This is a genomic window from Acinetobacter towneri (assembly GCF_001758345.1).
Taxonomy (GTDB): Bacteria; Pseudomonadota; Gammaproteobacteria; order Pseudomonadales; family Moraxellaceae; genus Acinetobacter; species Acinetobacter towneri_A.
This window is the reverse complement of sequence record NZ_MKQS01000038.1, coordinates 1-10,435: the sequence shown is the minus strand read 5'-3', so window position 1 is coordinate 10,435 and position 10,435 is coordinate 1. Positions and strand designations below refer to the sequence as shown.

Here is a 10,435-nt window from a genome sequence, read left to right as displayed (position 1 = left end):
TTTAGCCGCTCATCAGCATACATGCGTTTTAAACGGGCATTTTCAGCCTCAAGTTCTTTAAGCCGCGTCATCATTGAAAGATCCATGCCGCCATATTTGGACTTCCACTTGTAGAATGTAGCAGAGCTCATACCATGTTCGCGGCACAAGTTCGGTATGGGTGTTCCTGCTTCAGCTTGCTTCAAGATACTCATGATCAAGCTGTCTGAATACTTAGATGTTTTCATAGAAAATCTCCTTAAATCAAGGTTATTCGATTTTCTACTTTTAAACTCAATTATTTTTAGGGAGGATTACCGTTTATGATGAAGCAAAAAAGCGGATAAAAGACTAAAAATGGGAGCTGCATGCCCCCATTTTTGGCTTCGTATAACGTGCATTATGTTAATTTTAGGAGATCTATACAATTCTGTACTTTTTCACAATCATAGAAAAAGCAAATAAAATACTTATCCAAAATAAATAATCAATAAAAAAATTGAGAAAAACAAATTGATCCATGCCGATGAAAATAAATAAAGGATTGATACTTATACTTCCGACTGGAGAGGTTTCACCATCTATAAGGAACTGTAGAGGAAATCCCCCAGCTATGACTTCAACTTCTCCAAGCTTATCTACAACTATGCGGTCAACTAATATATTTTTTTGATAAAGCAAAGATACGTAGGTCAAAATAATTGCTAAGAAATTAAAATATAAAAATTTTTTCATAATTTTATCTCATATATCTATTAATTATAACAATTTTTAATCAGAGCCTTTTGGAATAATTTGCTTTAATTTCTCTATTATTATTTTATCAAAAAATTCCTTTAATATGAAAAAATTAGAATTTATTTTATTAAGTTTACTTGCAGCCTGTAGTCCAGTTACAGAAAAAATTGAATCAAATATAGTTGTTCCACGTATTCAATATACGGGGGGAGCAGATAATGCAAGTTATAGTGAGGCTAAGCTTATTAGGGAAGGTAAATGCCTATACCTAGAACATGCTGATGGATCTAAAGTTCTGCCAATTTTTGAATAGCCACCGATTTTGTAGACACCTTTTAGTTAGATAAAATGGCTAATTAACGAGGTGCTTATGAGCAGTAAACGATACCCTGAAGAATTCAAAATTGAAGCAGTAAAACAAGTCACTGAGAAAGGTCATAGTGTGGCTGAAGTTGCTACACGTTTAGGAACCACTACACATAGTCTGTATGCTTGGATCAAACGTTATGATCCACAGCAGCCCAAGACAACAGAATCTAGTGATCCAACTACAGAATTAGCGAAATTAAAAAAAGAGCTGCAAAGGGTCACTGAAGAAAGGGACATATTAAAAAAGGCCGCGGTGTACTTCGCAAGCCAGTCCAAATGAGGTACGCCTTTATTCGGGACAACCAACATATATGGTCTGTTCGTCGTTTATGTTCAACGTTAGATGTTCATCACAGTGGTTATTACGCCTGGTTAAAGAAACCTACCAGTATAACTGCGAGGAAGCGGCAACAGCTTTCAGGATTAATTAAACAGTTCTGGTTGGAATCTGGCGGAGTCTACGGTTATCGCAAGATTCATTGTGATTTGAAAGACGTTGGCGAAAGTTGCGGTATCAATCGAGTACATCGACTCATGAAGGCGAATGGTCTCAAGTCACAGCGTGGCTATCGCAAACCTAGAGCTAATGTTAGTACTCCATCGATTGTGGCTCGAAATACTTTAGACAGACAGTTTAACCCCACCCAGCCCAACCAGTTGTGGGTGACTGACATCACTTATATTCGCACTCATGAAGGATGGCTGTATCTTGCAGTAGTAATCGACCTATTCTCACGGCTAGTCGTTGGCTGGTCTATGAAGTCGAGAATCACAACAGATCTGGTTTTAGATGCTCTACTGATGGCTTTGTGGCGAAGAAGCCCAAAGAACAAAGTCCTGATTCATTCTGATCAAGGTAGCCAATACACCAGTCATGAATGGCAGACATTTCTCAAGCATCACAACCTTGAAAGCAGTATGAGCCGGCGTGGAAACTGCCATGATAATGCTGTTGCTGAGAGCTTCTTTCAGCTGTTAAAGCGAGAGAGGATCAAGAAGAAAATCTATGTGACAAGAACTGAAGCAAGGTCGGATATCTTTGAATATATAGAGATGTTCTATAACTCAAAACGCAGACATGGTTCCAATGGTCAGCGTTCTCCATTAGATTATGAAAAGGCCCATCAAAAGATGGTTATGTGTGTCTAGAATTTTGGTGGCTATTCATTTTGCTACAAAAACTCTAGATTGGGATATGGAAACTAAGAGCCTAAAAGTAGATTCGGATACTTATTTTTTAGGTGATAAAGCAGCATATGGAGGCGGAGAATCCTATCCTCTAGAAAAAAATAATTATTCTTGGATAACTGAAGTAGATCCTAGCTGTGATACCTCAAAAGTTATAGTTATTAGTCGACTCATAAGACCAATTGAACAGAACTACCAAAATGAAGAATAGCCTATTTTACTGTCTTGCATTAGTTTTAATTATAGGATGCCAACCATTAGAAAAGAATGGATATATTTCTATTAAAAATTGGACCAATGCCCCAATCACAGATCTTAAAATAACTTATATCAGTGCTCAAAAAACTTATAGCTTAGGTACTCTTTATCCTTATTCAGAATATAAATACGCCATCAACTATGAGCAGCATAATGAGGATTCAATAATCTTTTCATATGTAGATAAAAGTCATAAAAAGATTAATCAAGAAGTAGCTACATATGCAGCCAAATATGATAGGAGAATTTATGAAATAATTATTCAATAGAATATAAATTTATATAGAAATTACAATTACTAATTGAACGAAAGAGCTTCTATTTGAAGTTTCAAAAACTGGAGTTTTCCACCAATCTAACCTCCATTTAACATAATGGCTGTTATACGAAATTAATGGATGTCCGTATAGATTACTTGCATATTGTATTCGATCGAATACAATATAGTGAGAAGATAAGGAAGCCTCATGATTGAAATTAAACGTCTGCCAGAATTTGATGAATGGTTAGATGGCATTAAAGACAATATGACCCGTATTCGCCTAAATCGTAGACTAGATAAGGTTCAACGTGGAAATTGGGGAGACATTAAGCCTCTCCAAGATGGCGTTTGGGAAATGAGAGAATTCTTCGGTTCTGGATGGAGGATGTATTACATCCAGCATGGTGACGTAGTGATTGTAATGCTTGGAGGCGGAGATAAATCGACTCAACAACAAGACATTGATCGTGCAGTCAAACTATCGAAAACATTGGAGGATTAAAATGGTTAAAGTCGCTGATTTACCAAGTTTTGATATGGCTGAGTCACTCAAAACTGAAGAAGACATTGTGATGTATCTCAACATAGTTCTTGAAGAAAATGATCCAGCTGAATTAGCTCATGCCCTTGGCGTAATTGCCAAAGCTCGTGGCATGACTCAAATCGCTAAAGAAGCAGGGATTGGACGTGAAGCACTTTACAAAGCCCTACGTCAGGATTCAGCACCACGTTTTGATACGATTAATCGTGTAGTAAATGCATTAGGCTTAAAACTCACTGTACAACACGCCTAAAACTTTAAAAAATATAGTAAAAATGGGAGCTTATAGCTCCCATTTTTTGACTTCGTATAACGTGTATTATGTTAATTTTAGAAATTCTAAAAAAGGGATAGTTAAAAACTATCCCTTTATCTTGTAAGAATTATCTTAGTAATAATACTGGTTTTGTAGAGCTTGATAACAATTTGGTCGTCGTACTACCAATAAAAAACTGGCGTATTTTTGAGTGACCATATGCACCAACCACCATCATATCAATAGCGTTTTTCTCTTGGTAATCTAATATTGATTTCTCGATATCACCTTCAAGTACGATATCAATTACATTAAAACCATTATTTGCAAGCAGCTCTTTTGCCCAAGTAACTTGAGATGTCATATCACTATTTGGCTTACCAACATATACCACATGAGCTGTCAGGTTTTTTAATAAAGGGCTATTGGCAATTTTTTCTACACAAATGCGTGCAGTCTGACTTCCATCAAAAGCAATTAAAAAAGACTTAGGTGGACTAAAAAGTGCAGATGTTATTAATACGGGTTTATGAAGGGCACGAACAACATTTTCAATATGGGTTCCAACTTTACTGGAATCATGCTCAGTTTCAGTCCCATGCTTACCCATAACAAGAACTCGAATGTCTTCTTCCATTCCCATAATTGTTTCTAAAAGACTGCCATGGCGTTGAAAACTTTGAGCATCAATAGAAAACTTCTCCAATAGATAATTCTTTGCTTCCCGAAGAAGAATCTGACCATGCTCTAGCTCAATTTTTCCCTTACGTTCTTCGAGTTCAACTAACTCGTTTAGCAAGGTTTCTCGACTTCCTAGACCAATTGCACCACTTAAATCTTGTGGGGCTTTCGCTTTTGGCTTATCAATGACATGCAATAGTTTAATAGGTGAACTAAGTTTATCGCTAAACCAAGCTGCATAATCACACACAGTATTTGTTACTAATGATCCATCAATACATGCAATAATTTTTGACATAACTAATCCCTCTTAGTGGCTATTTAAGCGATCTAAAGCATCTGGTTTGTCGTGGATACCAAACTTATCGACTAATGTTTTACTAGCTTCATTCATTCCAATAAGTTCGACTTCTGTTCCTTCACGTCTAAACTTAATGACCACTTTATCTACGGCAGCGACCGCAGACACATCCCAGAAGTGAGCCTGACTAACATCAATCACAACTTTTGAAAGTGCTTCTTTGAAATCAAATGCAGAAGTAAATTTATCTGCTGAGCTGAAGAACACTTGACCTGTTACCGTATAAATACGGGTATTTTCAGGTTCATTAAATTCGGACTGAATTGCCATGTAGCGTTCAATTTTGTTGGCAAAAAATAATGCAGAAAGAAGTACACCAACTAATACGCCATAAGCCAAATTATGTGTCGCAACGACCACGATGACTGTAACGATCATCACAATATTGCTAGATAAGGGATATTGGCGGATATTGCGTAGTGAATCCCAGTTAAATGTTCCAATTGCTACCATGATCATGACAGCAACCAGTGCAGCCATTGGAATGGCTTTAAGCCAGTCACTGATAAACACCACCATAATTAACAGAAAGACCCCTGCACTAAATGATGATAAACGGGTACGTCCACCAGATTTCACATTAATAATGGATTGACCAATCATGGCACAGCCTGCCATTCCGCCTAAGAAGCCTGAAGCGACATTGGCAACACCTTGCCCTTTACATTCTCGGTTTTTATCACTGGTGGTATCTGTTAAATCGTCGACAATTGTTGCGGTCATCATAGATTCAAGCAAACCGACGGCTGCTAATCCCAGTGAATAAGGCAAAATAATAGCTAAAGTTTCAAGATTTAAAGGAATATCAGGAAGTAAGAAAATTGGTAGCGTATCTGGTAATTGCCCCATATCGCCTACGGTTCTTACATCTAAACCAATGAACAAGGCAAAGAGCGTAAGGAGGACAATACAAATGAGAGGAGAGGGTAAAAGCTTCCCTATCACTGGGATATAAGGGAATAGATAAATAATAGCTAAACCTCCAACTGTCATCGCATAGACATGCCATGTCACATTGGTGAGTTCAGGCAATTGAGCCATAAAAATTAGAATAGCTAAGGCATTCACAAAGCCAATCACGACTGACTTTGATACAAACCGCATCAGAGCACCTAATTTTAGATAACCTGCTAGGATTTGAATAAATCCTGTCAAAATTGTGGCTGCTAATAAGTATTGCAGACCATGCTCTTTAACCAGTGTGACCATTAATAAAGCCATTGCACCAGTTGCAGCAGAAATCATACCAGGGCGACCACCTACGAAAGCAATCACGACTGCAATACAGAATGAAGCATATAGCCCGACTTTAGGGTCGACACCTGCAATGATGGAGAAGGCAATTGCTTCAGGAATTAGAGCCAAAGCAACAACAATACCCGCAAGAACATCCCCGCGAATATTGGAGAACCATTGTTCTCGAATAGTGGATAACATGAAAATAGCCTATTTTTTTAAATTTTAGGAAAGGCTAGTGATGTGATATATGACACACAAGCTACTACACCACATCACTAGACAGTGATGAGTTATTTACTGAATTAAGAGGTAAATAAACTTATGGTGGCGTAAGTGTCATATTAAGAAAGATATCTATTTTGGAGGATTTCGGGGGCAATGATAGCAGTTAGACTCTTTTCTATCCACCCTAACCGCAGTATCGAAGTAAAAGTATAGAATTATCATAGATAATTTTAGAATTGATTTATGTCCATTTAACATAATGGCGGATAACATGAAAATAGCCTATTTTTTTAAATTTTAGGAAAGGCTAGTGATGTGATATATGACACACAAGCTACTACACCACATCACTAGACAGTGATGAGTTATTTACTGAATTAAGAGGTAAATAAACTTATGGTGGCGTAAGTGTCATATTAAGAAAGATATCTATTTTGGAGGATTTCGGGGGCAATGATAGCAGTTAGACTCTTTTCTATCCACCCTAACCGCAGTATCGAAGTAAAAGTATAGAATTATCATAGATAATTTTAGAATTGATTTATGTCCATTTAACATAATGGYGRTTATACGCAATACACTTGTATATTAATTTAAATATCAAATACTTAATAAAAATAGAAAAATCCAAAAATGCCCAAAAAGCCGACTTTGAAACAAGTCGGCTTTTTATTGAACAGATTTGTCACTTTCGGCCAATAAAATCGATCAAAAAACGCTCATATTTCGCTTATTCCCTGATAACTCAATGCCTGCACTTCGGAAATTATCCGCAATTTYTGCGGATAAACCTTGGGGTAAGTTTTGAGCAATCTTGTAAGCCAAAGCTGACATGAATTAGGGASCATTGCGTCTATGTCAGTATGGGGATTTTTCATATGATGGGGACATAGAGAACAGGATGTTCCAACACATAAAACAATAATGATAAGTGCGACACCAGGACGTGAGGTACGACAGGAGTTATACCTAAACACCCAATACGAAAAAGCCCGACAGGATGTCGGGCTTTTTTATTTAAAAAACTTAATTTGGAAAAATTCATTTTAAATTCTAAAAAATGCACAATCAATTTACTTTTTAAAAACGTCTCTTTTTTATGGTCTCGTTTTAAGTTATTATACTCATATCTAAAAATAGGTAAAAACATGAGTAATTTTGATATTATTTGGCAAAATCTCCAGATTCAAATGGATCAATATGAGAGTAATTTTGATGAAGTTACGAAACAAAAATATGGAATATACTGGACAAATTTGGATCTAGCTTATGAAATAGTGAGTAACTTAGTTGATACTTTTGATGAAGATTTTTTAGAGAATATTACTAATAAAAAATTTCTTGAGCCTTGTGTTGGAATGGGGAGTTTTATTTTCGCATTTCTAAGAAAATTGTATGAGAAAAAAATTTCTAAAGAACAGATAAATAAAGTTATTAAAAATATTTATTTTTGTGATATTGATGAGAATATATTAATATATTTTTTTTCATGTTATCAAGATTTCGTTAAAAATTTATTTAATTTAGATATTGATAATAAATTATTTAAATCCAACTCAGCTAAAGGTCTAATCTTTAATAATTATTCTGATGAATATATATCTTTAGAAAAAGCATTTGGGAAGGAGGTTAAATTTGATATTTTAATTACCAATCCCCCTTATAAAGGTTTAAAAATAGATGCTAAAAATTACTCAAATCCATTAGAATACGAGTCTGATAAAAAATTTTATAGTGATTTATCTAATAAATTAACTAAGAACTTTGAGCTAAGCAATCAAGGTGTTCCTAATCTTTACAAATTTTTTGTTGAAAAGATTATCCTAGAATACACACATGAAAAATCATATATTTCTTTGCTTATTCCTAATACTTTTTTGGCAGATAAAACAGCATTTAATTTAAGAAAATATATTATTGAAAATACAAAAATAAATAGAATTGACTATTTTGAAGAAAAATCAGGTCTATTTAAAGGTGTTACTCAAGCTCTGACAAACATTTACTTACGTAAATTTAAGGTGAATAATTACAGCATTGTTTTTTCAGAAAACTCAAAAAAAACAACAGTAAGCATTGATATTATAAAGAGTTTTGATAAAAATCTATCACTTAGTAAGTATGATTCGAAGGATATAAATACACTTAGCGAGCTGAAAAAATTTCCTACTGTTGAATCTTTGCCATTTGTCAAAAATCAACGTGGTGAATTAGACCTGACTATGTTTAAATCATATATAAAGAAAGAACAAACAAATTTTAAACTTATTAAGGGAAATAATATTCAAAAATTTTTTTTAAAAGATCTTGAAGATGCGTTGTATATTTCAGATGAATTTATTACAAAAACAAAGAAGTCTATATATATAAATAAAAAACGGATTGCTTGCCCACAAATTAGCAACCAAAAAAGTGCCGTAAGAATTAAATTTTCACTTGTAAATGAAAACCTCATCTTAGGGAATTCTTGTAATTTTATATCTGTCGAAGATAATATATTTGGATATAATATATACTATTTTTTAGCTTTATTTAACACTGAAATTATTAATTGGTTTTTTAAGAAATTTAATTCTAATAACCACATTGGTAATTATGAAATCTCTCAATTTCCTGTTCACACTGACAAGGAAGTAATTGATAGAATTTCAATTTTATGTGAAAAATATTTAAAAACCCAAGATAATAAAATTTTAGATGAAATTAACAGTATTTCTTTAAAGGGTTTTAATTTATTAGTGCCATCAGAAGATGGTCTGCATAATACAATTAAGAAAGTTAATCTAAATGAATTTGACGAAAAAAAATTTTTTAAACAAATAATTTCTCACGATCTAAGCCAGTTCGAAAATACTGCATTACTTGCAAAGAGATATAAAGATTTATTTATTAAAAATAATATATTAATTAATAATATGGGTTTTAAATTAAGTGATCTTGATCTGGAGATGATTTCTCATATTCCACCAGGAGGAAATTGGCAAAATATTTCAGAAACGACTATGAAAAAATCACAACGACTGATGCAAATTGCTAAAAGTGGTGGAAGAACTACCCTTTATGGTCGGATCAACTACGAGAAGCCTTCTTATACCATCACCACCTATTTTAATCGTCCAGGTAATGGAACTTATGTTCACCCAAAACTTGAAAGAGTAATTACTGCTCGTGAAGCCGCTAGATTACAAAGCTTTCCAGATAATTACTATTTTTATGGCAATAAAAAAGATGTTTTAACCCAGATTGGTAATGCCGTTCCTTGTCTTTTTGCTCAAGCTATTGGCTCACGCCTTAAGGAAATTGTACCCACACTAAATACTTTTGGAGACCTTTTTGCAGGTGCTGGGGGGATGAGTCAAGGTATGTTCCAAGCAGGTTTAAAACCTATCTTTGCAAATGATTGTTTTCTTTCTGCATGTATTTCCCATAAAGCAAATCATCCAGAAACAGATGTTATTTATGGTGATATTTCAGAGGCACATACGAAACAAAAAATTTATCAATATGCAAATAAGATTGATATTTTGTGTGGAGGCCCTCCATGTCAAGGCTTTTCACAGGCTGGGAAGAGAATTATTGACGATCCTAGAAACCAATTGTTTTTAGAGTTTATTGAATCTATTTCTGTTATAAATCCTAAGGTTGTTGTGATGGAAAATGTCCAAGGATTTCTAACATTAGATAAAGGTAATTTTTATGATCAAACAAAAGAACTACTCGAAGAGTTGGGATATGTTTGTGAAGGACGTTTATTAAATACGGTACATTATGGAGTGCCTCAAAAACGTAAACGTGTCATTATTTTAGGGGTTCATAAAAATGTTATCGGTTCACATAAAATTGAGGAATTTTTTCCTACCCCTACGACTTTAGATGAATCACAACAAGTGAGTGCATTTGAGGCAATAGCAGACTTGGAACATGTTATTCCAAATGAGTTCATCGAAAAACCATCAACAACCAATCGCTATTTAGACCAGATTAATAAGTATTAAGTTCCAAGCCCCTCCTAGGAGGGGCTTTTAAACTATTAAATATTAAGTGTACTAGCTCAAACCTGATCTGACAGTTACCCATTTTTTATTGTGCCTGTCAGGTTAAATTTGAGCTAAATTTTTCTCAGCCCAAATCCGTTTTCCATCAAGTAAAGTTTCAAGTGGTGTACGACCACAGCACATTTTTCCTTGATGAGTCCGTTCAGTATTATAGAATTTCAGCCAATCGTCTAGATCAACTTGTAATTCTTCCAATGAGCTATAAAGCTTCTTCCTAAACGTAATTTGATAGAACTCCTGCAAAATCGTCTTATGGAAACGCTCACATATACCATTTGTTTGC

The 10,435-nt window shown here is 34.5% G+C and carries 12 protein-coding genes; 7 read left to right on the top strand and 5 right to left on the bottom strand.

What is annotated here, in order from left to right; genetic code table 11:
* Both BJN41_RS12890 and BJN41_RS12885 read right to left on the bottom strand, forming a co-directional pair.
* The coding region (locus BJN41_RS12890; protein WP_070154200.1) for a transposase at window positions 1-227 on the bottom strand (227 nt) is incomplete at its 3' end.
* Between the two features lie 172 nt (window positions 228-399).
* A complete protein-coding gene (locus tag BJN41_RS12885; protein ID WP_005108843.1) occupies window positions 400-714 on the bottom strand; it encodes a hypothetical protein in 315 nt (104 codons plus the stop codon).
* 106 nt (window positions 715-820) lie between these two features.
* Here BJN41_RS12885 and BJN41_RS12880 point away from each other — a divergent pair, with 106 nt between their 5' ends.
* The 6 genes from BJN41_RS12880 to BJN41_RS12850 all read left to right on the top strand — a co-directional run bounded on the left by BJN41_RS12880 (window position 821) and on the right by BJN41_RS12850 (window position 3,588).
* Window positions 821-1,030 (top strand): hypothetical protein, encoded by a 210-nt coding sequence (locus BJN41_RS12880; protein ID WP_227515242.1) that lies wholly within the window; start codon window positions 821-823, stop codon window positions 1,028-1,030.
* A 57-nt stretch (window positions 1,031-1,087) separates the two neighbouring features.
* A protein-coding gene (locus tag BJN41_RS12870; protein ID WP_100358110.1) for an IS3 family transposase occupies window positions 1,088-2,235 on the top strand; the annotation gives its coding sequence in 2 pieces (ribosomal slippage) (window positions 1,088-1,334 and window positions 1,334-2,235; 1,149 coding nt in all).
* The gene (locus BJN41_RS12865; RefSeq protein ID WP_227515241.1) at window positions 2,228-2,485 is read left to right on the top strand and encodes a hypothetical protein; all 258 of its coding nucleotides are present in this window, start codon (window positions 2,228-2,230) and stop codon (window positions 2,483-2,485) included. The genes BJN41_RS12870 and BJN41_RS12865 overlap by 8 nt, the downstream gene beginning before the upstream one ends.
* On the top strand, window positions 2,475-2,801 hold the full coding sequence (locus BJN41_RS12860) for a hypothetical protein (RefSeq protein WP_005108845.1): 327 nt from the start codon (window positions 2,475-2,477) through the stop codon (window positions 2,799-2,801). Before BJN41_RS12865 ends, BJN41_RS12860 begins: the two co-directional genes overlap by 11 nt.
* A gap of 198 nt (window positions 2,802-2,999) precedes the next feature.
* Complete coding sequence (locus tag BJN41_RS12855; protein WP_004647749.1) at window positions 3,000-3,296, top strand: type II toxin-antitoxin system RelE/ParE family toxin; 297 nt, start codon at window positions 3,000-3,002, stop codon at window positions 3,294-3,296.
* A 1-nt stretch (window position 3,297) separates the two neighbouring features.
* A complete protein-coding gene (locus BJN41_RS12850) occupies window positions 3,298-3,588 on the top strand; it encodes an addiction module antidote protein (protein ID WP_070155664.1) in 291 nt (96 codons plus the stop codon).
* A 130-nt stretch (window positions 3,589-3,718) separates the two neighbouring features.
* Here BJN41_RS12850 and BJN41_RS12845 read toward each other — a convergent pair whose 3' ends face one another.
* The gene (locus BJN41_RS12845) at window positions 3,719-4,570 is read right to left on the bottom strand and encodes a universal stress protein (protein ID WP_070155662.1); all 852 of its coding nucleotides are present in this window, start codon (window positions 4,568-4,570) and stop codon (window positions 3,719-3,721) included.
* Between the two features lie 12 nt (window positions 4,571-4,582).
* Complete coding sequence (locus BJN41_RS12840; RefSeq protein ID WP_000953323.1) at window positions 4,583-6,070, bottom strand: SulP family inorganic anion transporter; 1,488 nt, start codon at window positions 6,068-6,070, stop codon at window positions 4,583-4,585.
* 1,175 nt (window positions 6,071-7,245) lie between these two features.
* Here BJN41_RS12840 and BJN41_RS12830 point away from each other — a divergent pair.
* The gene (locus tag BJN41_RS12830) at window positions 7,246-10,092 is read left to right on the top strand and encodes an Alw26I/Eco31I/Esp3I family type II restriction adenine-specific DNA-methyltransferase (protein ID WP_070155657.1); all 2,847 of its coding nucleotides are present in this window, start codon (window positions 7,246-7,248) and stop codon (window positions 10,090-10,092) included.
* A 102-nt stretch (window positions 10,093-10,194) separates the two neighbouring features.
* Here BJN41_RS12830 and BJN41_RS12825 read toward each other — a convergent pair.
* Window positions 10,195-10,435 (bottom strand): integrase core domain-containing protein (locus BJN41_RS12825; RefSeq protein WP_141730354.1); only part of this gene is annotated, 241 nt, incomplete at its 5' end.

Coding starts and splice junctions, on each gene's coding strand:
- BJN41_RS12880 (WP_227515242.1), top strand. CDS start 821: ATGAAAAAATTAGAATTTATTTTATTAAGTTTACTTGCAGCCTGTAGT.
- BJN41_RS12830 (WP_070155657.1), top strand. CDS start 7,246: ATGAGTAATTTTGATATTATTTGGCAAAATCTCCAGATTCAAATGGAT.
- BJN41_RS12855 (WP_004647749.1), top strand. CDS start 3,000: ATGATTGAAATTAAACGTCTGCCAGAATTTGATGAATGGTTAGATGGC.
- BJN41_RS12860 (WP_005108845.1), top strand. CDS start 2,475: ATGAAGAATAGCCTATTTTACTGTCTTGCATTAGTTTTAATTATAGGA.
- BJN41_RS12850 (WP_070155664.1), top strand. CDS start 3,298: ATGGTTAAAGTCGCTGATTTACCAAGTTTTGATATGGCTGAGTCACTC.
- BJN41_RS12840 (WP_000953323.1), bottom strand. CDS start 6,070: ATGTTATCCACTATTCGAGAACAATGGTTCTCCAATATTCGCGGGGAT.
- BJN41_RS12885 (WP_005108843.1), bottom strand. CDS start 714: ATGAAAAAATTTTTATATTTTAATTTCTTAGCAATTATTTTGACCTAC.
- BJN41_RS12845 (WP_070155662.1), bottom strand. CDS start 4,570: ATGTCAAAAATTATTGCATGTATTGATGGATCATTAGTAACAAATACT.